Source organism: Myxococcus sp. AM011 (genome assembly GCF_013372595.1).
In the GTDB taxonomy this organism is placed as follows: domain Bacteria; phylum Myxococcota; class Myxococcia; order Myxococcales; family Myxococcaceae; genus Myxococcus; species Myxococcus eversor.
The window spans coordinates 1-25,235 of record NZ_JABXEM010000171.1 but is presented as its reverse complement, the minus strand read 5'-3'; the positions used below and the strand labels follow the sequence as shown (position 1 = coordinate 25,235).

At 68.6% G+C, this 25,235-nt stretch carries 23 protein-coding genes; 10 read left to right on the top strand and 13 right to left on the bottom strand.

The features are described from left to right. The coding region (locus HUW62_RS30255; protein WP_255203722.1) for a CBM21 domain-containing protein at positions 1-796 on the bottom strand (796 nt) is incomplete at its 3' end. A 192-nt stretch (positions 797-988) separates the two neighbouring features. Here HUW62_RS30255 and HUW62_RS30250 point away from each other — a divergent pair. The 4 genes from HUW62_RS30250 (at position 989) to HUW62_RS30235 (ending at position 5,200) form a co-directional block, all read left to right on the top strand. Beyond that, positions 989-2,707: a hypothetical protein gene (locus tag HUW62_RS30250; protein WP_163870063.1), complete on the top strand. Its 1,719-nt coding sequence runs from the start codon at positions 989-991 to the stop codon at positions 2,705-2,707. A 78-nt stretch (positions 2,708-2,785) separates the two neighbouring features. Further along, entirely contained in the window at positions 2,786-3,571 is a 786-nt protein-coding gene (locus HUW62_RS30245; RefSeq protein ID WP_176436375.1) for a fatty acid desaturase, read from the top strand. A gap of 6 nt (positions 3,572-3,577) precedes the next feature. Then, positions 3,578-4,570, top strand: coding sequence for a protein-methionine-sulfoxide reductase catalytic subunit MsrP (gene msrP / locus HUW62_RS30240; protein ID WP_176436374.1), 993 nt, complete (start codon positions 3,578-3,580; stop codon positions 4,568-4,570). Between the two features lie 3 nt (positions 4,571-4,573). Then, positions 4,574-5,200 (top strand): sulfite oxidase heme-binding subunit YedZ, encoded by a 627-nt coding sequence (locus HUW62_RS30235; protein ID WP_163870066.1) that lies wholly within the window; start codon positions 4,574-4,576, stop codon positions 5,198-5,200. Between the two features lie 25 nt (positions 5,201-5,225). On the opposite strand, the gene HUW62_RS30230 is transcribed toward HUW62_RS30235, so the two are convergent. From HUW62_RS30230 to HUW62_RS30215, 4 genes are all read right to left on the bottom strand, one after another. Continuing rightward, a complete protein-coding gene (locus HUW62_RS30230) occupies positions 5,226-5,711 on the bottom strand; it encodes a response regulator (RefSeq protein WP_163870067.1) in 486 nt (161 codons plus the stop codon). 140 nt (positions 5,712-5,851) lie between these two features. Continuing rightward, positions 5,852-7,102, bottom strand: coding sequence for a hypothetical protein (locus tag HUW62_RS30225; protein ID WP_163870068.1), 1,251 nt, complete (start codon positions 7,100-7,102; stop codon positions 5,852-5,854). Next, positions 7,099-9,615, bottom strand: coding sequence for a TonB-dependent receptor (locus HUW62_RS30220; RefSeq protein ID WP_368670507.1), 2,517 nt, complete (start codon positions 9,613-9,615; stop codon positions 7,099-7,101). Before HUW62_RS30220 ends, HUW62_RS30225 begins: the two co-directional genes overlap by 4 nt. Continuing rightward, positions 9,615-11,231: a serine/threonine-protein kinase gene (locus HUW62_RS30215; protein ID WP_163870069.1), complete on the bottom strand. Its 1,617-nt coding sequence runs from the start codon at positions 11,229-11,231 to the stop codon at positions 9,615-9,617. The genes HUW62_RS30220 and HUW62_RS30215 overlap by 1 nt, the downstream gene beginning before the upstream one ends. 312 nt (positions 11,232-11,543) lie before the next feature. Here HUW62_RS30215 and HUW62_RS30210 point away from each other — a divergent pair, with 312 nt between their 5' ends. Beyond that, entirely contained in the window at positions 11,544-12,407 is an 864-nt protein-coding gene (locus HUW62_RS30210; RefSeq protein WP_176436373.1) for an ABC transporter substrate-binding protein, read from the top strand. Positions 12,408-12,509: 102 nt separating this feature from the next. Beyond that, the gene (locus HUW62_RS30205; protein WP_176436372.1) at positions 12,510-12,959 is read left to right on the top strand and encodes an OsmC family protein; all 450 of its coding nucleotides are present in this window, start codon (positions 12,510-12,512) and stop codon (positions 12,957-12,959) included. Positions 12,960-12,996: 37 nt separating this feature from the next. On the opposite strand, the gene HUW62_RS30200 is transcribed toward HUW62_RS30205, so the two are convergent. Next, positions 12,997-13,467 (bottom strand): helix-turn-helix domain-containing protein, encoded by a 471-nt coding sequence (locus HUW62_RS30200; protein WP_163870072.1) that lies wholly within the window; start codon positions 13,465-13,467, stop codon positions 12,997-12,999. Between the two features lie 141 nt (positions 13,468-13,608). Here HUW62_RS30200 and HUW62_RS30195 point away from each other — a divergent pair, with 141 nt between their 5' ends. Both HUW62_RS30195 and HUW62_RS30190 read left to right on the top strand, forming a co-directional pair. Beyond that, on the top strand, positions 13,609-14,883 hold the full coding sequence (locus tag HUW62_RS30195; RefSeq protein WP_176436371.1) for an MFS transporter: 1,275 nt from the start codon (positions 13,609-13,611) through the stop codon (positions 14,881-14,883). 31 nt (positions 14,884-14,914) lie between these two features. Beyond that, on the top strand, positions 14,915-15,688 hold the full coding sequence (locus tag HUW62_RS30190; RefSeq protein WP_176436370.1) for a sulfotransferase: 774 nt from the start codon (positions 14,915-14,917) through the stop codon (positions 15,686-15,688). A 2-nt stretch (positions 15,689-15,690) separates the two neighbouring features. On the opposite strand, the gene HUW62_RS30185 is transcribed toward HUW62_RS30190, so the two are convergent. From HUW62_RS30185 to HUW62_RS30170, 4 genes are all read right to left on the bottom strand, one after another. Continuing rightward, entirely contained in the window at positions 15,691-16,608 is a 918-nt protein-coding gene (locus HUW62_RS30185; RefSeq protein WP_176436369.1) for a sulfotransferase domain-containing protein, read from the bottom strand. A 131-nt stretch (positions 16,609-16,739) separates the two neighbouring features. Continuing rightward, complete coding sequence (locus HUW62_RS30180; protein ID WP_163870076.1) at positions 16,740-17,099, bottom strand: DUF3703 domain-containing protein; 360 nt, start codon at positions 17,097-17,099, stop codon at positions 16,740-16,742. Between the two features lie 16 nt (positions 17,100-17,115). Then, on the bottom strand, positions 17,116-18,030 hold the full coding sequence (locus tag HUW62_RS30175; RefSeq protein WP_163870077.1) for a cation diffusion facilitator family transporter: 915 nt from the start codon (positions 18,028-18,030) through the stop codon (positions 17,116-17,118). Positions 18,031-18,340: 310 nt separating this feature from the next. Then, on the bottom strand, positions 18,341-18,913 hold the full coding sequence (locus HUW62_RS30170; RefSeq protein WP_163870078.1) for a hypothetical protein: 573 nt from the start codon (positions 18,911-18,913) through the stop codon (positions 18,341-18,343). A gap of 95 nt (positions 18,914-19,008) precedes the next feature. On the opposite strand from HUW62_RS30170, the gene HUW62_RS30165 reads away from it, so the two are divergent. Continuing rightward, positions 19,009-20,874, top strand: a complete 1,866-nt coding sequence (locus HUW62_RS30165) for a BamA/TamA family outer membrane protein (protein WP_176436368.1) — start codon at positions 19,009-19,011, stop codon at positions 20,872-20,874. A 10-nt stretch (positions 20,875-20,884) separates the two neighbouring features. Here the strand turns inward: HUW62_RS30165 and HUW62_RS30160 are convergent, their stop codons facing one another. After that, a complete protein-coding gene (locus HUW62_RS30160) occupies positions 20,885-21,661 on the bottom strand; it encodes a UPF0489 family protein (RefSeq protein ID WP_163870080.1) in 777 nt (258 codons plus the stop codon). 117 nt (positions 21,662-21,778) lie between these two features. On the opposite strand from HUW62_RS30160, the gene HUW62_RS30155 reads away from it, so the two are divergent. Then, positions 21,779-23,986 carry a S9 family peptidase gene (locus HUW62_RS30155; protein WP_176436367.1) on the top strand — a complete coding sequence of 736 codons (2,208 nt, stop codon included), beginning with the start codon at positions 21,779-21,781 and terminating at the stop codon, positions 23,984-23,986. A gap of 139 nt (positions 23,987-24,125) precedes the next feature. Here the strand turns inward: HUW62_RS30155 and HUW62_RS30150 are convergent, their stop codons facing one another. Both HUW62_RS30150 and sucB read right to left on the bottom strand, forming a co-directional pair. After that, positions 24,126-24,329, bottom strand: coding sequence for a cold-shock protein (locus HUW62_RS30150; protein ID WP_015352191.1), 204 nt, complete (start codon positions 24,327-24,329; stop codon positions 24,126-24,128). Between the two features lie 190 nt (positions 24,330-24,519). Beyond that, the coding region (sucB, locus tag HUW62_RS30145) for a dihydrolipoyllysine-residue succinyltransferase (RefSeq protein ID WP_176436366.1) at positions 24,520-25,235 on the bottom strand (716 nt) is incomplete at its 5' end.

Below are 25,235 nucleotides of genomic sequence, written 5' to 3'. Positions count from 1 at the left end.
GGGGAGGGTAGATGGGCGGGTAGTTGTAGCCGAAGTTGCTGTCCCAGTACGTCTGTCCGTTCACCTCATAGCGGACATAGAAGGCCGGGGTGCCCGTCACGGCGGGAATCCGGGCCAGCCAGCGCTCCACGCCCTGGGCGTTGGGGCTGGAGACGTAGGAGTAGCCCACGGTGTACCCGGAGGTGAAGGTGGCGGCGACCTCGTGCGAGGTGGCCCACCCGTCCGTGGAGTACACCACGGTGACGCTCTTCGAATAGGACAGGTTCTTCACGTCGATGCCGATGTCCACGTCGCCGTTGGCCTGCCAGTAGCTCGTGGCCACCAGCACGTTGGCGCGCGGTACCAGCGGCCCGTCCGCGCGGCCCAGGTGGTAGTTGGCCCCGCCGTTGTTGTCCCAGTACGTCTGGCCGTTCGCGGTGAGCTTCGCCACGAACTCCAAGTCCCGCGTCGGCTGGGGCGCCGTCCCCCAGCTCTGGTACTGCCGCGTCACCTTCCACAACTCGTAGCCCGCGCCCGCGTCGCCCGCGTAGGCGGCGGCCAGGTCCGTCCAGGTGCCGTCGGGCTGCTTGTCGTGGATGGCCACCTGCTTCTCGTAGGCCAGGTTCTTCACCACCAACAGATACGTGACGTCCTGCCACGTCTGCCCATAGCGGCTGCCCACCGTGCTCACCGCCTTGAGCAACTTCACCTCATCCGCCGCGCGCGCGGAGGCCGACGAGAGGCCCACGGCGAGCCCGGCCAGCAGGCACAGCGCCGCGCGCCACCGGGAGAGAAGAGAGAGTCGGTTCGTCGTCATCGCAAGCATCCTCATGAGCCCGCCTGATGACGGGCTCCCGGAACCTGGGGAATCCAGGGCTGTCGCATGTTGGCAGCAGGTTCCGACGCGCGTCGCGTCATGCGTGTGGGGACCGTCGGGTTGAAATGTTCTGACGGACACGGGGGCGACGCGGTGCTGGGAGGGCGCACGGGGTTGGAGTAGGGAAGGGTTATGAACCGAACCCTCCTGTCCCTGCTCGGGGCGGTGCTGCTGTCCGGCTCCGCTGTCGCCGAGGAGAAAGTCCCCACGTCGTTCCCCGACGCCGCGGAGCTGCAGCGGCTCACCGCGCGCTTCGCCCCGGTGGAGCTGCGGGTGGACCTGAAGGCCCTGCCCGACAACGAGCGCCGCGCGCTGGCCCGCATCGTCCAGGCCTCGCAGTTGATGGACGCGCTGTTCCTGCGTCAGCGCTGGGCGGGCAACGAGACGGTGCTGCTGAACCTCCTGGGAGACGAGTCGCCCCTGGGCCGCGCGCGCCTGCACGCGTTCCTGTTGGACAAGGGCCCGTGGAACAGCCTCGACGAGGGGCGGCCCTTCCTGCCCGGAGTGCCTCCGAAGCCGGAGGCCGGCAACTTCTATCCGGCCGGCTCCACCAAGGCGGAAGTGGAGGCATGGATAAAGGCGCTGCCCGAGGCGCAGCAGAAGGAGGCCACGGGCTTCTACACGACCATCCGCGAGGGCACCGACGGCAAGTTCATCTCCGTGCCGTACAGCGTGGAGTACCAGGGTGAGCTGGCCCTGGCCGCCGCCCTGTTCCGCGAGGCCGCCGCGCTGACGAAGCAGCCCACGCTCAAGGCGTTCCTCACCTCGCGCGCGGACGCGTTCCTGTCCAACGACTACTACGCCAGCGAAGTCGCGTGGATGAAGCTGGACGCGAGCATCGAGCCCACCGTCGGTCCCTACGAGGTCTACGAGGACGGCTGGTTCAACTACAAGGCCGCGTTCGAGGCCTTCGTGGGCCTGCGCGACGACACGGAGACGGACAAGCTGTCCAAGTTCAGCGACCACCTCCAAGGCCTGGAGAGCAACCTCCCCATCGACGCGAAGCTGCGCAACCCGAAGCTGGGCGCGCTGGCCCCCATCCGCGTCGTCAACAGCCTCTACTCCTCCGGTGACGCCAACCGCGGCGTGCAGACTGCGGCGTACAACCTGCCCAACGACGAGCGCGTCACGGAGGCCATGGGCTCCAAGCGGGTCATGCTGAAGAACGTGCAGGAGGCCAAGTTCGAGCGGGTGCTGGTGCCCATCGCCAAGGTGGCGCTCTCCGCGAAGGACCAGCAGGACGTCGCCTTCGACGCCTTCTTCACGCACATCCTGATGCACGAGCTGATGCACGGCCTGGGGCCGCACAACATCACCGTGGGCGGCAAGGCGACGACGGTGCGGCAGGCGCTCCAGGTGGCCTCCAGCGCGCTCGAGGAGGCCAAGGCGGACATCTCCGGCCTGTGGGCGCTCCAGCGGCTGATGGACACGGGCGTCATCGACAAGTCGATGGGCCGCACCATGTACACGACGTTCCTGGCGTCCTCGTTCCGCTCCATCCGCTTCGGCACGGACGAGGCGCATGGCAAGGGCGTGGCCCTGCAGCTCAATCACTTCCTCGACACCGGCGCGGTGAAGGTCAACGCGGATGGCACCTTCTCCGTGGTGCCGGCGAAGATGAAGCAGTCCGTCACCTCCCTGACGAAGCAGTTGATGGAAATCCAGGGGAAGGGTGACCGGAAGGCGGCCGAGGCCCTGCTGGCGAAGATGGGCGTGGTGCGGCCTCCGGTGCGCAAGGTGCTGGAGCGCCTGAAGGACGTTCCGGTGGACATCGCGCCCCACTACGTCACGGCGGAGGAGCTCGTTCGCGAGGTGACCGCACCCGCGGCCGACACCGGCGTGCGGAAGTAGCCATGCTCGCTGGCACGCCCCCACGCACGGCGAGTTTCCCGTGCGCGGCGGGCGGACCGGCCCCATGAGTCAGGAGAGATGGAGAACTCGGCCCGCTATCGGTCGGCCCCGCTTGGACCCTGGGGCGTCCTCGTCGCGCTCGTCCTCATCGGCGCGTGGGGGACGCATCTGGCGTGGATGCTGCTGTCGCCCGAGCTGCCCTGGGACTCCCCGCTCACCTGGCTGCACGTCGCCTTCCAGGCGTGGCTGTGCACCGGCCTGTTCATCACCGGCCATGACGCCATGCACGGCACCGTGGCCCGGCGGGCCTGGGTGAACGAGACGGTGGGCACCATCGCCTGCTTCCTCTTCGCCGGCCTGTCGTACCGCCGACTGGTGCTCAACCACCACGCCCACCACGAGCAGCCCACGGGCGAGGCGGACCCGGACTTCTCCACGCGCACCCAGTCCTTCTGGCCCTGGCTGGGGACGTTCATGGCCCGCTACACCACGCTGCCCCAGTTGGGGGTGATGGCGGCCAAGTTCAACATCTTCGTCTTCATGGGTGTCTCCCAGCCGCACATCCTCGCGTTCTGGGTGCTGCCCGCCGTGCTGGGCACGCTGCAGCTCTTCTACTTCGGCACCTACCAGCCGCACCGCCGCCCGGACACGCCGGACATGGCGCCCCACCACGCGCGCACCCTGCCGCGCAACCACCTGTGGGCCATGCTGTCGTGCTTCTTCTTCGGCTACCACTGGGAGCACCACCAGTCCCCCGGCACGCCCTGGTGGCGGCTGTGGCGGGTGAAGGACGCTCGCACGGAGGCGTCCCGTGCCTCGGCGGCGGCCCGCGATGTAACGGCCGGACGGGTTGGCCCGTTATAAAGGGGCATGAGCGACAAGCCGCCCGTGGAGCCGCCCGGCTCCGAAATCACCCCTGAACCGCTCTACCTGCGCCGCCGCGAGCTGTTGAAGAACGCGGGCCTGTTCGCCGGCACCGCCGCCGCCGTCGCGGGAGGCCTGTACCTCCTGAGCGGCAAGCAGCGCCGCGCCATGGACGCCTATGTCCCGGACGCGGGGCGGGTGACGGGGCCCGTGGCGAAGGCGTCCGGTGAGTTCGACACGGACGAGCCGCGCACGCCGTACGAGGACGTCACCACGTACAACAACTTCTACGAGCTGGGCCTGGACAAGAACGACCCGGCGCGGCTGGCGCACCTCCTCAAGCCCCGGCCGTGGACCGTCGCCATCGACGGCGAGGTGCACGAGCCCCAGACGGTGGACATCGACCAGTTGCTCTCCTGGTTCTCCATGGAGGAGCGCGTCTACCGGATGCGCTGCGTGGAGGCGTGGTCCATGGTGATTCCATGGCTGGGCTTCCCGCTGGCCGCGCTGCTGTCCCGGGTGAAGCCCACCAGCCACGCGCGCTACGTGTCCTTCACCACGCTGATGGACCCGGAGCAGCTCCCCGGTCAGAAGCGCGGGGTGCTGGACTGGCCCTATGTGGAAGGGCTGCGGCTGGATGAGGCGATGCACCCGCTCACCTTCATGGCCATGGGGCTGTATGGCCGGCAGCTCCCCGCGCAGAACGGCGCCCCGCTGCGGCTCGTCGTCCCGTGGAAGTATGGCTTCAAGGGCATCAAGTCGATTGTCCGCATCAGCCTCACGCGCGAGCAGCCCTTCACCACGTGGAACCTCGCGGGGCCCGAGGAGTACGGCTTCTACGCCAACGTGAATCCCGCCGTGGCGCACCCGCGCTGGAGCCAGGCCACCGAGCGGCGCATCGGCGCGGGACTGGAGCGCCGCCCCACGCTGCCCTTCAACGGCTACGCCGAGCAGGTGGCCCACCTCTACACGGGGTTGGACCTGCGGAAGAACTACTGAGCCATGGCCTCGCCTCCCTACCCCTGGCTCAACCCCGCGCTCGCCGTGGGCGGCCTCTCGCCGCTGGCGCTCCTCGCCGTGCAGGGCCCGCGGGGCGCGCTGGGGCCCAACGCGGTGGAGGCGGCGCTCAACCAGACGGGGCTGCTCGCGCTGGTGCTGCTGATGGCGTCACTGGCCTGCACGCCGTTGAAGCTCGTCTCCGGGTGGACGTGGCCGGTGCGCATCCGCCGCACGCTGGGCCTGTTGGCCTTCACGTACGCGTGCGCGCACTTCCTCACGTACCTGGTGCTGGACCAGGGCCTGTCGCTCAACGCGCTGTTGGAGGACTTGGTGAAGCGCCCCTTCATCACCGTGGGCTTCACCGCGCTGGTGCTGCTGGTGCCGCTGGCCGTCACCTCCACGAATCGCTGGGTGCGCCGGCTGGGCTTTCCGCGCTGGCAGCGCCTGCACCGGCTGGCCTACGTGGCCGCGGCGCTGGGCGTGGTGCACTTCGTGTGGCGGGTGAAGCAGGACGTCACCGAGCCGCTCATCTACGGCGCGGTGCTGGCCGTGCTGTTCGCGGTGCGCGTGGGAGAGGCGATGCGAAAACGCCGGGCCCGCACCGCTTCGGCGGCCCGGAACCCGGCGTGAGTGACGGCGCGAGCCGCGTGGGCGACTACTTGCGCGGCAGCGGGAGGATGGTGTCCACCAGCGTCATCAGCTGGGCGCAGCTCACCGGCTTGCGGACGAAGGCGCTGATGCCGGCCTTCTGACCCAGGGCGCGGACCTCCGCCACGTTCGGGTCTCCCGTCATCATCAGGATGGGGACCTTGGCCAGCTTGGGATTGGGGTTGGCGCGAATCTGCGCCGCGAAGTCGGCGCCGTTCATCCCGTCCATGTGGAAGTCGGTCAGGACGAGGTCGACGGTCTCCGCCTCGGCCACCTTCAGTCCCTCTTCGGCGGACTCCGCCTCCAGGAACTCGAAGTTGCGGGCCATGAGGTAGATTTTCAGCAGCGTCCGGATGGAGCGGCTGTCGTCCACCAGCAGCACGCGCTGGGGTGCCGCACCCGTGGCGGGCCGGCTGCCTCCCAGAGGGCGCGCCGGGTCCGTCGTGGTGCGGTTGGGAACGGGCTCTGGAGAGGGGAGGGTGCCGGCCTTCATCGGATCATCAACCTCTGGTGGGGCTGTCCCCCTGGAGACCCAATCATGTTGACGGAAGGACATGCCGAAGTCAAAGCACCGTCCTTCCTCTCCTTTTTCCAGTGTGGGGCGTCACACACCCCGCTTGACGAAGCGGGCCATCAGGGGACTTCGAGCACGAACGCCTGGCTCTCCACGCCCGTCAGGCCGAGGCCCGCGGCGAAGGCGGGCGCGAGCTCGTTGGGAACGCGCCACGTCTGCCCGGTGGATTGGATCAGCACCACCGAGTAGCGCCCCCGGGGCAGGGTCTCCAAGCGCGCCGGAGGCTTGGTCGGGTCGCTGGCATCCAGGGCGGCCGCCTGCACGCCCACCACCAGCTCCGTCACGGGCACGGGCGTCATGCGCGGGGCGCCGTTCTCATCCGTGAGCGCCGCGAAGAGCGCGTCCGTGGAGAGCCCGGCGGCCAGCACCACCAGGTCCGGCTTGCCGTCGCGGGTGCCGTCGGCGTGCGGGTAGTCGGTGCCGCCCTCGTCGAGGATGCCGTTGCGGTCCAGGTCGTTGTCCTCGAGGAGTCCGGGCGCGTCCGCCAGCTTGCGCACGACGACGCGCGGCCAGAGGTCCGCGGCCCCGTCACCGTTGGCGTCGTCCGGGACGCCGTCGCGGTTGGCGTCCACGTAGCTGACGAGGAACGCCTTGGAGCGCTGCTCCACCGCGCCGCCCTCGATGGACTGTGGAGTCAGGCGCAAGAGCTTGGTGGGCGAGCCGGGGGGAAGGGTGTGGTCGCCGTTGAGGACGGTGACCTGGAAGGCGGGCCGGTCCACCGGCACCTGCGCGGTGGCCTGCGAGAAGCTCACCGTGACGTTGGTGAGGGGCAGGGGATTTCCCTCCGCGTCCTTGGTGACCTCCAGCGTCAGGGGCACGCCGTTGGTCGGGTCCACCGCGGCGCCGCCGACGTCGCCCGCGTTGGGCTCGCTGGTGACGCCGTACCAGGGGTTGAAGTCGGAGAAGTGGCAGGGCACCACGCCCGTGCGGCAGGAGTCCACGTCGATGAAGCCGCGCAGCGTGTACTTCCCCGCGGCCACGAGGCTCAGCGCGAACGGCGCGGTGAAGGGCCCGGGCGCGTCGGTGCCGAGCGCCGGGCCGAAGAGCTGCTCGGCCGGCACGACGGTGAACGCGATGGGGCGGCCGGTGCCCTGCGGCGGAGGAGGCCGGCTGGCGTCGTAGATGAACACCACCGCGTTGCCCCGCGAGCGCGACTGCACGACGAGGTTTCCCTCGATGCGGGCGGAGTGGATGTTCTGCCGTCCGTCCGCGGTGGGGACCACCGTGGGGGACTCGCAGCCCGCGACGAGCAGGGACGCGGCGAGGACGCCCCCCAGCGACTGCTTCCAGGAAGAGAGGGTGCGGCTCATGGAGTCACCGTCAGCGTCGCGTAGACGCGCCGCTCGATGCGGTTGCCGAAAGGATGTTGGGAGTGGGCGGAACCCAGTTGGCTGCCCACCAGCGCGACGTCCACCGTGTTCCTCACCGCCGCGTAGCCGACGCGCGCGTTGATGATGGCGTAGGCGCCCAGCGGGTTGGACAACAGCTCGATGCGGGTGGGGTCCGACGCGGCGGGCTCTCGCTCAATCCACGTGGTGGACGAGGTGAAGGCCACGTCCACGCCGAACTCCAGGTCCACCTTGGTGCGGTAGGTGACGCCGCCGTACAGCTTGAGCTGCGGCGCCTGGCTGCACGGCCCGCACTCCGCCTTGTCCTCCAGGTCCGACGTCACGTTCTGGAAGGCGGCGCTCGCCTTGACGCCCAGGCCGTCCACGGGGGCCAGGGTGAGGCCCGCCTCCACGCCGCGCGCGGTGTAGATGGAGTCCTCGTTGACGAAGCGCGAGCGGCCGATGAGGTAGTTGCCCGTGGCCGCGTCGTATGACTCGCCGGGCGGCAGCCGCTCGAAGGCGGACAGGCCGATGAGGTCCTTCACCCGGTTCTGGTACAGCGCCAGGTCCCAGTCCATGCCCAGCTCCGCGGACTCGCCGCGCCAGCCCAGCTCGAAGGCGGTGAGGCGCTCGGGGCGCAGCCCGGTGTTGCCGGTGGTGAGCGCGCTGGCGCCGTTGACGCCCTGCACGGGGACCAACAGGCGCGTGTAGCTCTCCAGGAACGTCGGCTCGCGGAAGGCGGAGGCCGCGCTGATGCGGAACGCGTGGCCCTCCATCGGGCTGAACAGCGCGGAGATGCGGGGCGAGTGCGCCAGGCCCGGCGTGCCGTTGTCCAACAGCGGGTGCCGGTCCACGCGGTAGCTGGCGACCAGGCGCAGGGGCTCGGCCAGCCGCCACTCGTCCTGCACGAAGGCCGCGGCGTGGACTTCCTCGCGCAGCGGGCCCAGGTAGTCCCAGCCCACGCGCTTGAGGCGACCCTCGACGCCCACGTTGAGCTGGTGCTCGCCGCCCAGGTGGAAGGCGCGCGCGAAGAGCAGCTCCGCGTTGAAGAGGTTGGAGCTGATTTCAGTGCCCAGCGAGCGCTGGCCAATGGGCTCGTACTGGGGGCCGGCGCTGCCGGAGATGTGGTTCCAGAACGTCTTCAGCTTGAGCGGCCCCAGCTCCACGTCGCCCTTGGCGTACGCGCCCAGGCCGTCCATGAAGTAGTTGCGCAACAGGCCCAGCGGATAGATTTCCGTGGTGTAGCGGTGCACGCCGCCGGACAGGCCCACCTGCTTGCCCTCGCCGAAGCTGTACACGGCGGACAGGGTGCCGCGCGCGCCGCGGATGCCGATGTCCGGGTCCGGGTCTCGAAGCACGATGTCCGGCCGGTTGCTGGCGTAGTCGCGACTCCACTTGTCCGCCTGCGAATACGCCACCGACGTGCGGTAGCGCAGCGCGCCCGTGTTGCCGTGGCTGAGGAACGAGCCCGCCACGCTGCTGCCGGTGCCGGCCATGACGTTGAAGCGAGCACGCGGACCCGAGCCGGGGGCCTGGGTGATGATGTTGATGACGCCCAACATGGCGTTGGCGCCGTACAGCGCGCTGCCCGGGCCTCGGATGACCTCGATGCGCTCGATTTCGTCCAGGCCGATGGGGATGGTGGACCAGAGCGTCAGGCCGAGGAAGTCCTGGTACTCGGTGCGGCCGTCCACCAGCACGAGCACCTTGTTGGCGATGCGCTGGTTGAAGCCGCGCAGCGACACGTTGGCGCTGCCGATGCCCAGCGACATGACGTCCGCGCCAGGCACACGACGCAAGAGCTCCGGCAGGCTGGTGGCGCCCGACAGGCGGATGTCCTCGGCGGTGATGACCGTCGTGGCGTTGGGCGCCTCCAACGAGGACTGGGCGCGGCGGCTCGCCGTCACCACGCGCTCCTCGTAGGGCACCGCGCCGTCGTCGCCGTTCGCGGTCTCCGCGACGCCGGGCAGCACGGACGGCACATACGTGGACGGCGTCGCGGCGCCCGTGCCTGTCGTGGGCATGGACTCCGCGCGCTCAATCGCCTTCTCCAGCCGCTCCAGGAGCGCGCCCAGCTGCTGCTGCGACTGGATGCTGGCGGGCGGGGGCGGCATGGGCAGCGCGGACTTGTCCGTCGACTCCGCCGTGGCCTCGTTCGCGCGCTGCTTCTCCTCGAGCGCGGCGATGGTGGCTTCGACGGAGGGGCCGTCCGCCGGGCTGCTGGCGACGTAGCGCTTGTAGGCGTCGAGGGCCTCCGTCGTCCGGCCCGCGTCCTGGTACGCGCGGGCGATGTTGTAGAGGACGTTGGGGTGCGGCTTGATGGCGTAGGCCTGCTCCAGCTCGGCGATGCCCTCGTCGTATTCCTTCTTGCCGATGAGGCTCATGCCGTTGCGGAAGTGGCGACGCGCTTCGAGACGCGCGTCCGCCAGGACCTGCGTCGCGCACAGACACAGCGCGAGCAGGCCCACTCGTTGAAGGGCTTTGTAGTGTCTCACTAGTACGGGTTGTCCTTGAATTTGTCGCTCGAGTCAGGGGCCCGCGGGGGACGGGAAGGACTCGGCTTCTTCTTGAGCTTTTGGGTGACGGCCTGCTTGATGCCGGAGCCCTCGGCGACGACGGTGACGGACTGGTAGCCGTCCATCATGAAGGTCAGCTCCGCGCGGGCTCTGCCATCATCGTCCAGGGGGACCTTGAGGTTCAGCGGCGTGGCGCCATGGTCCTTGCCCCGGTAGCGCACGCGCGCGCCGCTGGGCTCGCTGGCGATCTCGAAGCGCACCGTCGGGCCGTTGCCGGCCACCAGCGGCGCCAGCGCCAGCTCGTCATCCGCGGAGCCCGCTGCGGCGGCCGAAGCCGGCGTGTTCGCGGCGGCGGGCTGCGCGGGGGCGGAGGGTTGCTGCGAGGGGTTGGCCGGCGCGGTCGCGGTGATGGGAGGCGAGGCCAGGGGCTTGGGCATCGGCGTGGACGGGCGCAGCATGAGCGCCAGTGCCACGGCGCCGCCCAGGAGCAGCGAGCCGCCGAAGATGGCCAGAGGCAGCATGCTCTTGCCGGGCTTCTCGGGCGGCTGCTCCTCGACGGCGATGTCCAGCGCCATGGTGCTGGGGCCGGAGCCGGGCGCGCTGATGGGGCCACTGCGAGGGCCGCTGCCGACGCCGGTGAGGCGGGGGCCGCTGAAGACGCCGCTGACGCCCACCGCGTGCGCGACGCGGCGCATGGCCTCCAGCACCTCGTCCATGGACTGGTAGCGCTCGACGGGGAGCTTGGCCAGGCACTTCATCACCAGCGCTTCGACTTCGGCGGGCACGGAGTGGCCGGGCCAGATGGCGCCGAAGGCGGGCGGCGGCTCGTTGATGTGCTTGACGATGACGTCGATGCTCTGCGGCGCGAAGAAGGGCGGCTGGCCCATCAGCATCTGAAAGAGCACCACGCCCATGCTGTACACGTCGCTGCGCGGGTCGGCGATGTTGCGCGCCTGCTCCGGCGCCATGTACTGCGGCGAGCCGAGGATGATGCCCGCCTGCGTGAGCGACGTGTCCTGCTGCACGTCGGCTTCGCCGATGAAGGACTTCACCAGGCCGAAGTCGAGCACCTTGACGATGTCGTGGTCCGTCTCCTGGTTGAGGACCATGACGTTGGCGGGCTTGAGGTCGCGGTGGATGAGGCCGACCTTGTGGGCCTCGCGCAGCGAGCGGGCGATCTGCTGGGTGATGTTGAGCGCGCGCGCCCACGGCAGCGGGCCCACCTGGGTGAGCAGCTGGCCGAGCGTGAGCCCGTCCAGGTACTCCATCGCGATGTAATAGATGCCGTCGTCCGTCTTGCCGTAGTCGATGACGGTGACGGTGTTGGGATGGCGCAGCTTCGCGGTGACGCTGGCCTCCAGGAAGAAGCGCTTCTGGAACCCCGGGTCCTTGCCTTCGTCGTTGTAGTGGGGATTGAGGACCTTCAGCGCGACGAGCCGGTCCAACGGCGCCTGCATGGCTTTGTACACGCGGCCCATGCCACCGGCGCCCAGGGTCTCCAGGATGCGGAAGCGTTCGTTGAGAACCCGCCCAAGAAGCGGGTCCACCAGGTTGTCGGGTGGGGCGCCATTCGTCGGGGCGTTGCTTTCAATCATGTCTGCCCCCACCGACCGGGAAGGCACACGTCGCTCCGGTCGAACATGCGCTGGAATGCTAACACCGCAATCGTCCACTCCCCAAGCGACCTGCCAGGTTGGCGCAGTGCATCAAACGCCGAGAAACCGGCCTGGGCGCGCCAAAGTCCAGCACCGGACATCGGTTGATACGAAGCGTGCGGCAAGTGGGGCGGTTGGACCGTCGAGGTGAGCGACTGGGAGTGTGAAACCCGCTTTCCCGAGATGTATCGACATGCTTGGAGATGTCGCGCGGGAGCGGCCGAGCGAGCGGGAGCGCGTTAGGGTGGCGGCATGAGCGTCCACCTGACCGAGTTGCTTTCTTCCGCGCCACCGTACCCGAGGCGGGTGGTGTGCATGACGGAGGAGACGACGGAGGTGCTCTACCGGATTGGCGCGGGGGACCTGGTCGTGGGCGTGTCGGGGTTCACGGTGCGGCCTCCGGAGGCGCGCAAGAAGCCCCGGGTGTCTTCGTTCCTGGACGCGAACTTCGAGCGGATTCTGGAGCTGAAGCCGGATCTGGTGCTGGGGTTCTCCGACCTGCAGGCGGACCTGGGCCGTGAGCTGTGCAAGCGCGGCGTGCCCGTGTTCCTGTTCAATCAGCGCTCACTCGCGGAGATATTGCAGACGGTGCGCGTGACGGGCGCGCTGGTGGGGCGCGCGGAGGCGGCGGAGAAGCTGGCCGCGGAGCTGACGGCGAACCTGGAGCGGCACGCGGAGGCGGCCCAGAAGCTGCCGCGCAGGCCGCGCATCTTCTTCGAGGAGTGGCACGAGCCGCTCATCTCCGGCATCCGCTGGTGCTCGGAGCTGGTGGAGCTGGTGGGCGGAGAGGACATCTGCCGCGAGTCGCGCGCGTCGCAGGGTGCGAAGGGCCGCATCTTCGAGCCGGAGGAGGTCGCCCGGCGCAACCCGGAGGGCGTCATCGCGAGCTGGTGTGGCCGCAAGGCGAAGCGGGACAAGATTGCTTCGCGGCCGGGCTGGTCCCAGGTGCAGGCGGTGCTGGATGATCAGCTCTACGAGGTGAAGAGCAGCCTCATCCTCCAGCCGGGGCCGGCGGCGCTGTCGGACGGAGTGGAGCGTCTGGCGCGCATCGTCTCGGCGGTGGCTCGAGGGGAGAAGTTGCCGGTGCCGAAGGGCGCGGACCTGCGCGGGGCGTGAGTCGGTTGCCTCGATGGGGGCGCGTCATGCGGAAGGAGACCTCCGCCGACGTCGAGCGCCTATGCTGCGCGCCACAGGACACGCGACTCAGGGAGGTGTGACGTGGAAGGGTTTCCGCTGCGGCTCAAGTGGCAGGGTTCAACCGCTGGCGAGTACAGCCGCGATGCGGTGGCGGGCACGGAGGGCAAGCCGGATCTGCTCGTCAGCTCGGGCACGAACTACGGCGGCAGTGACGCGCGCTGGAATCCCGAGGACCTGTTGGGCGCGTCGGTGGCGCAGTGTCACCTGCTCACGTTCCTGGCGCTGGCGAAGAAGGTGCGGCTGGACGTGCGCTCCTATGACGACCAGGTGACGGTGTTCGTGGACGCGGTGGAGAAGGTGAAGCGGGTGAGCAAGGTGCGGCTCGCGCCGCTCATCCGGGTGGCGCCCGGCACGGACGTGGAGAAGGTGCGGGAGATGTTCGTGAAGGCGCACAAGTACTGCTTCATCGCCCAGAGCCTCAACGCCGAGGTGGTGATGGAGCCGACCATCGAGGTGGCGACGGCGGAGTAGGGCGCGTCACGGGCCGTGGCTCCTCGAGCGCCACGGCTCACCGCTTCGCGCGAGGTTTCTTGTCGGAGACCTTCCGCACGACGGTATCGGTCGACGTCAGGGGGCGGCCGCTCTCCGAGCGCACCTCCATGGCGCGCACCGGTCGCCCCTGCTCCGTATCCACCAGGACGGAGTGGGCCTCGTTCGGCTGGAAGCAGTGGTGTTCGCCCCACTGCCTCAGTCCGACGAGCACCTGGAACAAATCCCGGCCCTTCGTTGTGAGGACGTAGTCGTGGAACGCGCTGCCGTCGGACGCGGGAACGACTTCCAGGATGCCGTGCGCGACGAGGTGCCGCAGCCGGGTCGAGAGGATGTTCTTCGCCACGCCCAGGTTCTTCTGGAACTCGCCGAATCGGCGCAGGCCGTCGAACGCGTCGCGGATGAGCAGCAGGGACCACTCGTCGCCGATGATGTCCACGGACCGCTCGACGGGACACTCCACCCGGCTCTGGGGCTTGCGCTTCGCCATGTCGCCTCGCTCGTTCCCGGCCACTCCCCGCGTGAAGGACGCGGTGGAGGCGGGGGGCTCCTGTCGCTTGGGTTGAAATAGCAAACCCCCGTCGCTAATTCCGAGTGGTTTCATTTTGAAACCATATTGGAGTGGTGGTCCATGCGAAGTGGGGCGGAGGCGCGTGACGCCAAGGAGGGAGACGAGCGTCTGACGGAGGTGGCCGCCCGGCCGGCGGGAGACGTCGCGCCCACGCTGTCGCGAGCCGTGACGGCGTTGTTCGCGGTCGCCTGTGGGTTGGCGGTGGCCAACGTCTACTTCGCGCAGCCGTTGTTGGATTCGATGGCGAGGGACTTGGGGCTGAGGCCCTCCTTGGTGGGCATCGTGGTGACCGTCACCCAGGTGGGGTACGGCCTGGGGTTGTTGCTGGTGGTGCCGCTGGGGGACCTGGTGGAGCGTCGCCGGCTCGTCGCGGTGCAGATGTCCTTGTCCGTGTTGGCGCTCGTCGTCGTGGGACTCGCGCCCTCGGGGGCGGTGCTGCTCATGGGGCTGGCGGTGGTCGGTCTGCTCGCGGTCGTCATCCAGGTGCTGGTGGCCTTCGCCGCGACGCTCGCCGCTCCCGCCGAGCGAGGACGCGTCGTCGGAGGGGTGACGAGCGGTGTGGTGGTTGGCATCCTCATGGCGCGCACCGTGGCGGGTTTCCTGTCGGACCTCGCGGGCTGGCGTTCGGTCTACCTGGTCTCGGCGGGGGCTACGCTGGTGCTCGTCGTCGCGCTGGTCCGCGTCCTGCCGCGCGAGCGCGCGACGAAGCACCTGTCCTATTCGGCGTTGCTGCGCTCGGTGTTCACGCTGTTCGTGGAGGAGCCGGTCCTTCGCGTGCGGGCAGTGCTCGCGTTGCTGATGTTCGCCGCGTTCAGCACCTTGTGGACGCCGATGGTGTTGCTGCTCGGGGCGCCTCCGTTCTCGCTCTCGCATTCCCAGGTGGGCCTGTTCGGCCTGGCGGGAGTGGCGGGCGCGCTGGCGGCGTCACGGGCGGGACGGCTGGCCGACCGGGGCTGGGGGAACTGGACCACCCGCATCGGACTCGTCGTCCTGCTGCTCTCGTGGTGGCCTGTCCTGCTGGCGCGGGAGTCTTTGTGGGCGCTGGGCGTGGGCATCGTCGCCCTGGACCTCGCCATCCAGGCCCTGCATGTCACGAATCAGAGCGAGCTCTACGCCGTGCGCCCGGAAGCGCGCAGTCGGCTGGTGGCCGGTTACATGGTCTTCTATTCCATCGGCAGTGGCGCGGGCTCCATCACCTCGACACTCGTCTTCGCGCATGCGGGCTGGAGTGGAGTGGTCATCCAGGGAGCGGCCATCTCCGCCGTGGCCCTCCTGTTCTGGACGTTCACACGCGCTTCGCCGCGTTCCGACGTGACGGGTGGCGTCGATTCATGAGAAGCCTTGCCTTCGCGTTGGGGGGTGCTTCGTGGAGCAGTCGGTCGGCAAGCCGCCGCTGTACGCCTTCGTCATCTGTCCGAACAACAGTGGCAGCACGCTGCTGGTCCGGCTGCTGGCCACGTCGGACCAGGTCTCCGTGTTCGACTCGATGAACCACGAGGGGCAGTGGCTCGTGCACCGGGACGACCCGGAGGCGATGCCCGTTCCCGACACCGAGAGCGAGGAGCTGCGCAACTGGACGACGAACGAAGCGAAGTTCGGAGACCCCCAGCGCTACCACTGGGAGCGCATCAAGGCCGTCTGGCACCGGGCCTGGGACTTGCGCAAGGCCGTGCTGGTGGAGAAGAGCCCGCCCATGGTGGTGGCCGCGCCGCTGTTGCAGGAGCACTTCGCGCCCGCGCGCTTCATCGTGTCCTGCCGCAATCCCTACGCCTTCGCCGAGGGCGTGCGACGCAAGCGAGGCTATCCGCTCTCCACCGCGACGGCCCACTGGGTGCGCTCCAGTCGGTTGCAGTTGCGCAACCGCGCCGTGCTGCGCGACTCCCTCTTCTTCCGCTACGAGGACCTCTGCCGGTCTCCGGAGGCGACCGCCGCGAAAATCCTCGAGCTCATTCCGGAGCTGGGTCGCCTGGATGTCGGGCGCGCCTTCGACATCATGGGCGAGCACAGCCCCATCCGGGACTTCAACGGGGACTCATTGGGCCGCATGAGCGCGGAGGACCTGAAGGAGATCAACACCGCGCTCGCTGGACATGAGGACGTGCTGGATGCGCTGGGATACGAGCGAATCGAGCCCCGCTGACGCTACTGACGTGAGGCGTGGAGCAACTGCCTCATCCGCGCATACGTCGGGATGCCGAGCGGCACCTCGATGTCGACGCGCCACGTCTCCTTCAGCGCCTCATGCACGGTGGCGGGCAGCTCCATGGAGTCGCCCACCCGGCCCGCGCGGACCTTGGTGGTCTGGAGCTCCAGCGGCAGCGCGGTCATCTGATTGACGGCGGTGGTCGTGGGGTGGTCGTCGAACTGGTGCTCATGCGCGTGCATGAACTCGAAGGTGGACTGGCGCGTCACGAGGGCGACCAGGTCCTCATCCATCGACACGCCCATGAAGGCGCCGATGCGGCGGATGTTTCCCGCCAGGTCCTCCTTCATGTCCTCATAGGACAACAGGAGTACGTCCTCGCGCTCACGGACGCGCCACCATGAGCGCAGGTGCTCCCAATAGCGACCGAAGCGTGCGTCCTTCAGGAAGATGCCGAAGCAGAACTCCTCCACGGTGACGGAGTCGGGCTCGAACATCCATCCGTTCACGTAGTGGTAGAAGGACGTCAGCGTGTCCGCCGGGTCTCTCATCACGTGGATGTACCGGCCGCCCTTGGGAATCCTTTCCCAGTACAGATGGGTCTTGAAGGCTCGGGGGCTGGCGACCTGGGGACCCGCGAGGGCGAGCCCCGGAAGCGGTGGGCTCTCCATCCACGGGACGACGAGGGAGATCTCCTCGAAGTCCATGGAGCCTCTCGTGCGCAGTCCGTGGACGATCTGCTGCGTCCAGGTGGTGCCGCACTTGGGATAGGTCGCGACCAGGATGTCGGTCGGCTCCAGCTTGAAGTCGGCCGGGGCGGAAATGGGTACTCGCCAGGCGTGCAGCGACTGCAGTTCTTGAAGTGACGTGGGCAGACGGGATGAAGGCTGACAGCGTGTGACGTCCGGCTCGCTCATGGTGCCCCCCTGGCGGGACCACCGCCGGCCGGGAGCCTACTCGCTGAATCGGCTGCACCGCGCGCTTGGGACGTGCACCGCGTTTGTCACATCGCGGTGGCGAGAACGATTGTTCGTACGGCGCGCTCTGCTCACGAGGCGGGAGGTGATTCGTGACGCAGCACGGCTTGGAGGTCCTCTGGAATGGGCATGGGCGTGAAGATGCCCACATTCGAGCCCCCGGTGTTTCCCAGCGGCGCGCGTCCGAGCCAGGACCCGGGAGCGGCCAGCAACAAGCGAGGGAGTTGTCCGAACAGCTCGCGGAAGTCACTGCTCCGCCAGGCCCAGACGAACATGGCGCCATGCACCCGGAGATGCGGCCATGCATGGGCCTGGCTCAGGACATGGGCACGTTCCAGGAAGTGCCATGCCGTCTGGAAGTCGCCCCGGGTCTGGGACTCGGAGGCGTGTTGGAGTTCCTGGTCGAAGTGGGCTCGGAGTGTGGGGTGCATGGGGGCCTGGCGTCGTTCAGGGGCAGGACGTGACAGCGCGGTTGGCCGTGAGGGGGCGGCAATCCCGGGACGCGTCTGATTCGAGTTGCAGGGTGACGTGCTCGATGCCGAACCGGTCATGGAGCAGGCGCTTGAGGTGGCTGATGCGCGAGTCGTCCATGGGCTGCTCTCGCACGACGAGGTGGGCGGTGAGCGCCGCTTCGGTGGTGCTCATGGCCCATACGTGCAGGTCATGCACCTCGGCGACGCCGGGAGATTGCTCCAGCTGAAGCCGCACGGAAGGCATGTCGATGTTCGTGGGAACGGCTTGCAGGGCCAGGTTGACGGAGTCCCGGAGCAATCCCCAGGTCCCCGCGAAGATGAGGAGCGCGATGCCGAGTGTCACCGCGGAATCCAACCACATCCACCCGGTGAAGGAGATGAGGGCGCCGGCCGCGACGACACCGAGCGACACGCCCGCGTCGGCGGCCATGTGCAGGAAGGCGCCTCGGATGTTGAGGTCGCTCTGGCGCCCCTTCCAGAACAGCAGCGCGGTGGCGGTGTTGATGAGCGCGCCCACTCCGGCCACGAGCATGACGGTACCCGTGGCGATGGGAGCGGGCTGCCCCAGTCGTTGCACCGCCTCCCAGCCGATGGCGCCCACCGCGACGAGCAGGAGCAGCGCATTGAGAAGCGCGGCCAGGATGGAGGCGCCGCGCAGGCCATAGGTGTAGCGCTCGGTGGGCTGGCGACGGGCCAGCACGGTGGCGCCCCAGGCGAGCACCAGGCCGAGCACATCGCTCAAGTTGTGTCCGGCATCGGCGAGCAATGCGAGTGAGCCCGAGATGAATCCGAAGGTGGCTTCGACAGCCACGAAGGCCAGGTTGAGGCCGATGCCCAGCGCGAAGGCCCGGCTGGGTGTCGAAGGAGCGTGTTGGTGGGAACCGGACATGGGTGACGACGCCTCCAAGGCTGGGTGCTCTTGGCGGCCCGCCCCTCGTCATGAGAGGAGCTGTCCGCCTTCACCCAGTAAGACGCCCGCTTCCGGTCGAGATTACACCCGGATTTTCCGCCGCCTCGGATGAGGCGACACGGCACTTCAGGGGCACATCACCCCAAGCGGGCCGGCGAGCGTCCAAGGGCTGCGTCGACTCATGCCTTGGGCTCACCGTGGACAGGAGGTCCCCTCGGGAATCATGACGGAGCCGGTGCACCGTGGCTTGTCAGGTCCTTGGGTGGGTGAGCTCCCAGAGCCGACGGAGTCACGTCTGGGAACCGCCGCCGTGGAGGTGTTCGAGCGCCGCGTGCCAGCGTGTGAGCTGCTCCGCAGTGACCTCGAGCCGTGCGAGCCACGCCTGGAAATAGCGCTCCAACTCGGCGGCCCGGGGATGGGTTTCCCGGTGGTGGTGGATGAAGTCCTTGTAGTTCTGGACCTTGTCGGCGCGGAGCATGTCGTTGACCTCGGGCTCCGTGCTGAGCGCGATGTCGTCGGGCCCTCTCAGGTCGGGCCGATGGGACAGTGCGGCATTGGCCGTCTCCCGGTAGTTCAGCGCGAGGGCGAGGACGCGCGGCTCGTCACTTACTCCGTCGACAGGTGGCAGGGAGAGGTCCGCGGCCGTGGCGAGCGCCTGGGCCCAGGCGGCGGCTCGCGCGTCATCCTCCTGAACCAGTGGGTGCAGGCAGTACGCGCGTTGGGCGTGCTCACTCGCGCCCAGGGCCCGAAGGACCCACAGCCCTTCGTCGATGTGGTGAAGGTAGGGCACGCCGGAGCGTCGAGCGCGGCGCTGTCCGTAGAACGCTTGAATCGCGCGGTACTCGCGGGCATTCGCGTCCATCCATGGAGGATGACAGTCGGCACTTCGCGCCGCAATCCGGGCGGCCCCGCGATGAAGATGCTCGCAAGGAAGTCCGCGCATGCCAGGATGGCGGGGTGGCGCTCCCGCTGCTCGTCCTCATCGTCGTTCCACTTGCCCTGACCTCTCTCCAGGCGGAGCCCGTCGCCGAGACGCCGGCTCCCGCCGAATCGTCTCCGGCTCAGGACGAGACTCGTGCGACAGAGGAGGGTGAGAAGGCTCCGTCCGGGACGTCGGTGGAGCCCGCGTCGTCGCGCCCTTCGGGACTCTCGCAGGAGAACTACGAGGAGGCCCTCATCGTCGAGGCCCTGGCCCGACATGGCCGTCAGGTGGAGCCTTCTCCCGAGGGCCTGCCGCTGGCTGAAGTCCTCGTCGACACCGAGGAGGTGGTCGCGGAGAGCGACCCGTATCCGAACTTCCTCAACATGTTCCACATCCGCACCCGCGAGGAGGTCGTCCGGCGCGAGGTGTTGCTGCCACCGGGACAGCCGTACTCCACGCGGCTCGCGGACGAGACGGCGCGCAACCTGCGGAGCCTGCGCCTGTTCTCCGTGGTGCGTGTCGTCCCTGTGAAGGGCAAGGTGCCCGGGACGGTGGCGCTGCTCGTCGTCACCAAGGACATCTGGTCGCTGCGCCTCAACAGCGACTTCTCCGCGGTGGGCTCGCTGCTCCAGTACCTCCGGCTCCAGGGCACGGAGCAGAACTTCCTGGGACGGGGCAAGAAGCTGGCGCTCGACTTCACGCTGCGCCTGGACACGCTGAGCTTCGGCCAGAGCTACACCGACCCGCGCGTGCTGGGCAGCCGCTGGTCCTTGAGCGAGTCCATTGCCCTCATCGTCGGCCGTGAGAGTGGCAAGGCAGAGGGCTCGCGGGGAAGTTTCTCCGTCAGCCGTCCGCTCTACTCACTGTCCACGCCGTGGAGCGTGAGCACGTCCGTCGCGTGGAACGTGGAGACCAATCGCATCTACCGGGGCGCGGAGATATGGCAGTTGCCGTTTCCCGATGGCCCGCCTGTGCCATACGTGTACCGGACGGAGGAAGTCGCGGGCGCGGCCTCGTACACGCGCTCGTATGGCCTGCGCTTCAAGTTCAACGTGAGTGGCTCGCTGGGCGCGTACCACTACGGTTACACCCCGCCGTCCTCGTCGATGCTGACGGAGGGACAGGCCGACTGGTTCCGTCGCAACTACCTGCCGCGCGCGGAGGACGCGGGCTACGCGTCACTGTCCCTGCGCGCGTTCGAAGCCCGGTACGAGGTGCTGCGCGACGTGGACTCGTATGTGCTCTCGGAGGACTACCAGATGGGGCACTGGGTCTCCGCGACGGTGCGCTACGCGCCTCCCGTGTTCGGGGACGACAATCACTTCACGGAGGCGGGACTCGCGGCGCGCTACCGGCTGCGCTGGGGCGAGGCGCTCACCACCGTGTCGGCCTCGGGCGCAATCCGTCGACAGCTCGGTGTGGGCGCGACGTGGAACAACCGCCACTGGGCCGCGGAGCTGGCGCAGGTGTCGCCCAAGATTCTGGGGGGCCGCTTCGTCGCGCGCGGCCTGCTGGATGTGAACCTCGATGACCTGTTCGACCGAATCACGCTGCTGGGCGGTGGCAACGGGCTTCGAGGCGCACCGGCGGACGAGTACTCCGGCAAGCGGATGCTGCTGGTGAACGTGGAGTACCGCACCGCGCCCGTCGTCATCAAAACGGTGCACGTGGGCGGGGTGCTCTTCCTGGACTCGGGCAGCGCGTTCAACGACAGGCCGGACATGGTGACGTCGGTGGGCGTGGGCCTGCGCGTGCTGTTCCCCCAGTTCAACGTCGTGCCCTTCCGGCTCGACTTCGGCTACGTGCTCAACGGGGACCGTCCTCCCATCGGCAGTCGCTTCTCGCTCGCCGGTGGACAGGTGACGGACCTGAGGCCGAGCTTCCTCGACTCGCCGCTGTAGGCGTGGCGACTCACGGAGGCTCGACGCGCAGCAGCTCCCGGAACAGCACCTCCGCCGCGTCGCGGAACAACTCCCCCGACGCGAGCAACCCGCCGCAGTGATGCGGCTCGCGCGCCAGCGTCAGCGCCACCGTGCGCTTCAGCACCGCGTCCCAGAAGGGCTCGGAGCCCTCCGGCAGCAGGAACTCGCGGATGATGGCGCGAGGCCACGGAATCACCGTCGTCGGGTCCGCGTCGCTCAGCGACGTGAAGCAATCCAGGTCGATGTCGAGCAACACCTGGTCCGCGCGCTCCAGCACCTCCCGCACCGCGTCACCAGGCGCGGGGTGATTCCAGGCCTCGGAGGCCCGGTCCACGGTGGGCACCGCCACCAGCCGGTGCGCACGGCCCCTCGTGTCCACATAGGTGTCGCCCGCGAACGAACCCCGGGGCCGCGTCCGGGCAATCAGCAGGGCATCGCCCACCAGCCCCGCCTCCATCGCCGCGAGGATGTGGTCGTAGTTGCGCACGTCCAGCGACCACCGGGCGTGCTCGTCCAGCGCGCGCAGTCCGGCAGAGCGGTCCGGCACCTTCCCGGGCTCTCTCGGCACCACCACGTCCAGGTGCCTGTCGAGCGTCACCAGGAGGGCAGGGGAGCCCGCCTCCCCGAGCGCGCACGCCCACGAGGGGAGGGCCAGCCGATGGGGGTCGAAGACATAGGCGTCCGTGGGGCCTCGCCCGCCTCCCAGCCCCAGGCGGATGATGCCCGCCAGCCTCAGGTGCCGCAGGGCGTCGTCTTCGGTCTCCATCCCTCGGGAATCCTCACGTCGGTTGTGGGTTTGCTCAGCTTGCGCGGCGGCCGAGTGTAGGCTTCCCCGCACCTTTCCGTGAAAGGAGCCCCGCCACCGGCGGGATTTCGACGACCCATGCGCCAGGTACTCACCGCCGCGCTCCTCTTCGTGAGCACGTCCGCACTCGCCCAGGAGATGAAGCCCCTACCCATGTCCCAGACGGAGCGGAAGCAAGACACCTTCCTGCGGCAGCTCACGGAGACTCGCAACTTCTCGAGCGGCCGCCCGGTCAGCGTGCGCGTCACGCCAGACGAGAAGCAGGTCCTCTTCCTTCGCACCCAGGCCACCTCCAACGTGCAGACGCTCTACGCGTTCGACGTGGAGTCCGGCCAGACGAAGGAGGTCCTCACCCCCGAGGCCATTCTCAAGGGGACCGACGAGACGCTCACCCCCGAGGAGAAGGCCCGCCGCGAGCGCATGCGCGTCAGCGCCCGAGGCTTCACCTCGTATCAAATCTCCGATGACGGCACGCGACTGCTCGTCCCCCTGTCCGGCCGCCTCTACGTGGTGGAGCGCGCCAGCGGCAAGGTGACGGAGCTGAAGACGGGCCCCGGTGTCCTGGATCCGCGCTTCTCCCTGGACGGCAAGCAGGTGGCCTACGTCCGGGAGAATGACGTCTACCGAATCGACATCGCCGCCAACAAGGAGCAGCGAGTCACCAAGGGCGGCACCGACACGAAGACGCACGGCGTGGCCGAGTTCGTCGCCCAGGAGGAGATGAGCCGCTTCTCCGGTTACTGGTGGAGCCCCGACGCGAAGTCGGTGGCCTACACCGAGTCCGACACCGCCGAGGTGGAGAAGCTCACCATCGTCGACGTGATGCACCCCGAGCGCGGCGGCGAAATCTTCGCCTACCCCCGCCCCGGCAAGCCCAACGCCAAGGTGCGCCTGGGCGTCACCCCCGTCACCGGCGGCAAGACGACGTGGGTCCAGTGGGATTCGGCCAGGTACCCGTACCTGGCCACCGTGACGTGGCCCAAGGGCGCTCCGCTCACCATCCTGGTGCAGAACCGGGTGCAGACCGAGCAGCAACTCCTCGCGGTGGACCCCGCCACGGGCAAGACGCGCGAGCTGCTGGTGGAGAAGGATTCGGCCTGGCTCAACCTGGAGCAGGACTTCCCGCTGTGGCTGGAGGATGGCAGCGGCTTCCTCTGGTACACCGAGCGCAACGGCGGCCCCGAGGTGGAGCAGCGCAAGGCGGACGGCTCGCTGGAGCGCAGCGTGGTGAAGCCGGACGCGGGCTTCCGCAACCTGTCCCGCTTCGTCCAGAAGGACCGCACCCTCTACTTCAACGGCGGCCCCAACCCCACGCAGAGCGCCCTGTGGCGCGTGAAGGCGGGCGGCGCGCCCGAGCGCGTGACGGGCAACAAGGAAGGACTCGAGGGCGGCTCCGCCTCCCGCGACGGCAACGTGCTCGTCGTCAACGACTCCAGCCTGAAGGCCATGAGCCGCACCCAGGTGCTGCGCGCGGATGGGAAGAAGCTGGGCGAGCTGCCCGAGGTGGCGCAGGAGCCGCCCTTCATCCCCAACACCGAGGTGCGGCAGGTGGGCCCCAAGCGCTTCTGGGCCTCCATCACCCGCCCGCGCGACTTCAAGCCGGGCAAGAAGCTGCCCGTCATCGTCGAAGTGTACGGCGGCCCCACCACCACCGTCGTCCACCACAGCATGGCGGCGCACCTGCTGCCGCAGTGGATGGCGGACCACGGCTTCATCGTCGTGAAGTTCGACGGGCGCGGCACCCCGCTGCGCGGCGCCGCCTGGGAGCGCGAGGTGAAGTACGACTTCGCCACCATCACCATTGAAGACCAGGCCGCCGCCATCCAGGAGCTGGCCAAGGAGCTGCCGGAAATCGACATCAACCGCGTGGGCATTGAAGGCTGGAGCTTCGGCGGCTACATGGCCGCGCTCGCCGCCCTCAAGCGCCCGGATGTCTTCAAGGCCGCGGTGGCTGGCGCCCCGGTGGTGGACTGGCTCGACTACGACACCCACTACACCGAGCGCTACCTGGGCCTGCCCCAGGAGCACCCGGAGGCGTACGAGGCGAGCTCGCTGCTCACCTACGCCAAGACAGACAAGCCCATTGGCAAGCTGCTGCTCATCCACGGCACCGCGGATGACAACGTGTACTTCTTCCACACGCTCAAGCTCAGCGATGCGCTCTTCCGCGCCGGCAAGCCCCACGAGCTGCTGCCGCTCAGCGGCCTGACGCACATGGTGCCGGACCCGCTGGTGAAGGAGCGCCAGTGGGAGCGCGTCATGGACCACTTCAAGAAGAACCTGTGATGTGATTGCGGGCTCCGGGCGTTCGCGCCCGGGGCCTGTCCGTACCCCGCAAAAGCAAGAGGCCCGGTTCCCTCAACTCCAGGGGCGGGCCTCCGTTCATCGGCCCCCCGCGGGAAGGGCCAGGACCTACGACGACGCTTCAGCCCGCGCGAACGTTCTGCGCCTGCAGGCCCTTGGGGCCGCGCGTCACCTCGAACTCCACCTTCTGACCCTCGGCGAGGGTGCGGAAGCCATCCATGTTGATGGCGGTGTGGTGGCAGAAAACGTCCTCACCTCCGCCGTCCTGGGTGATGAAGCCGAAGCCCTTCGCGTCGTTGAACCACTTCACGGTACCGGTTGCCATTGCACTTCCTTCAGTCTCGCGGGGCGACGTTGTGAGAGCCGCCCGTTCTTCCCGCCCCCCGACGACCGGGAGACAATGTCCAGTTGTAGTGAAACGCCTGCCTGGAAGTCCAGCCAGCGACCTGGAATGCCCGAGTTGCACTGAGCTCGGGCCTCCCTGGTAAGTCGCGGCGCGGCGCGTCACCTACAACTCAGACGTCGAGGAGAAGGCGCTCCGGGTCCTCGATGCACTCCTTCACGCGCACGAGGAACTGGACGGCCTCGCGGCCATCGATGAGCCGGTGGTCGTAGGTGAGTGCGACATACATGATGGGGCGGATGACAATCTGCCCGTCGCGGACGACGGCGCGGTCGACGATGTTGTGCATGCCCAGGATGCCCGTCTGCGGCGGGTTGATGATGGGCGTGGACAGCATGGAACCGAAGATGCCGCCGTTGGTGATGGTGAAGGTGCCGCCCTGGAGGTCGGACAGGCCCAGCTTGTCATTGCGAGCCCGGGTGCCCAGGTCCGCGACGCCCTTCTCCAGCTCCGCCAAAGACAGCTTGTCCGCGTTGCGCAGCACGGGGACGACGAGGCCGCGGCTGCCGCTCACCGCCACGCCGATGTCGTAGTAGTGCTTGAAGATGACGTCTTCGCCGTCAATCTCCGCGTTGACCTGCGGGAAGGCCTTGAGGGCTTCGATTGACGCGCGGACGAAGAAGCTCATGAAGCCCAGCTTCACGCCGTGCTTCGCCTGGAACTTCTCGTTGTACTTCTTGCGCAGCGCCATCACCTCGCCCATGTCCACCTCGTTGAAGGTGGTGAGCAGGGCGGCGTTGGACTGGGCCTGGATGAGGCGCTCCGCCACGCGCTTGCGCAGGGGCGTCATGCGGACGCGCTCCTCGCGGGCGGCGTTGGGGCGGGGGC

Excerpts from the sequence above, each read along its gene's own strand:
- HUW62_RS30195 (WP_176436371.1), top strand. The coding sequence starts at position 13,609 with ATGCGAAGTGGGGCGGAGGCGCGTGACGCCAAGGAGGGAGACGAGCGT.
- HUW62_RS30210 (WP_176436373.1), top strand. The coding sequence starts at position 11,544 with ATGAGCGTCCACCTGACCGAGTTGCTTTCTTCCGCGCCACCGTACCCG.
- HUW62_RS30235 (WP_163870066.1), top strand. The coding sequence starts at position 4,574 with ATGGCCTCGCCTCCCTACCCCTGGCTCAACCCCGCGCTCGCCGTGGGC.
- HUW62_RS30200 (WP_163870072.1), bottom strand. The coding sequence starts at position 13,467 with ATGGCGAAGCGCAAGCCCCAGAGCCGGGTGGAGTGTCCCGTCGAGCGG.
- msrP (WP_176436374.1), top strand. The coding sequence starts at position 3,578 with ATGAGCGACAAGCCGCCCGTGGAGCCGCCCGGCTCCGAAATCACCCCT.
- HUW62_RS30175 (WP_163870077.1), bottom strand. The coding sequence starts at position 18,030 with ATGTCCGGTTCCCACCAACACGCTCCTTCGACACCCAGCCGGGCCTTC.
- HUW62_RS30185 (WP_176436369.1), bottom strand. The coding sequence starts at position 16,608 with ATGAGCGAGCCGGACGTCACACGCTGTCAGCCTTCATCCCGTCTGCCC.
- HUW62_RS30230 (WP_163870067.1), bottom strand. The coding sequence starts at position 5,711 with ATGAAGGCCGGCACCCTCCCCTCTCCAGAGCCCGTTCCCAACCGCACC.
- HUW62_RS30160 (WP_163870080.1), bottom strand. The coding sequence starts at position 21,661 with ATGGAGACCGAAGACGACGCCCTGCGGCACCTGAGGCTGGCGGGCATC.
- HUW62_RS30245 (WP_176436375.1), top strand. The coding sequence starts at position 2,786 with ATGGAGAACTCGGCCCGCTATCGGTCGGCCCCGCTTGGACCCTGGGGC.
- HUW62_RS30225 (WP_163870068.1), bottom strand. The coding sequence starts at position 7,102 with ATGAGCCGCACCCTCTCTTCCTGGAAGCAGTCGCTGGGGGGCGTCCTC.
- HUW62_RS30155 (WP_176436367.1), top strand. The coding sequence starts at position 21,779 with ATGCGCCAGGTACTCACCGCCGCGCTCCTCTTCGTGAGCACGTCCGCA.
- HUW62_RS30170 (WP_163870078.1), bottom strand. The coding sequence starts at position 18,913 with ATGGACGCGAATGCCCGCGAGTACCGCGCGATTCAAGCGTTCTACGGA.
- HUW62_RS30215 (WP_163870069.1), bottom strand. The coding sequence starts at position 11,231 with ATGATTGAAAGCAACGCCCCGACGAATGGCGCCCCACCCGACAACCTG.
- HUW62_RS30250 (WP_163870063.1), top strand. The coding sequence starts at position 989 with ATGAACCGAACCCTCCTGTCCCTGCTCGGGGCGGTGCTGCTGTCCGGC.
- HUW62_RS30180 (WP_163870076.1), bottom strand. The coding sequence starts at position 17,099 with ATGCACCCCACACTCCGAGCCCACTTCGACCAGGAACTCCAACACGCC.
- HUW62_RS30150 (WP_015352191.1), bottom strand. The coding sequence starts at position 24,329 with ATGGCAACCGGTACCGTGAAGTGGTTCAACGACGCGAAGGGCTTCGGC.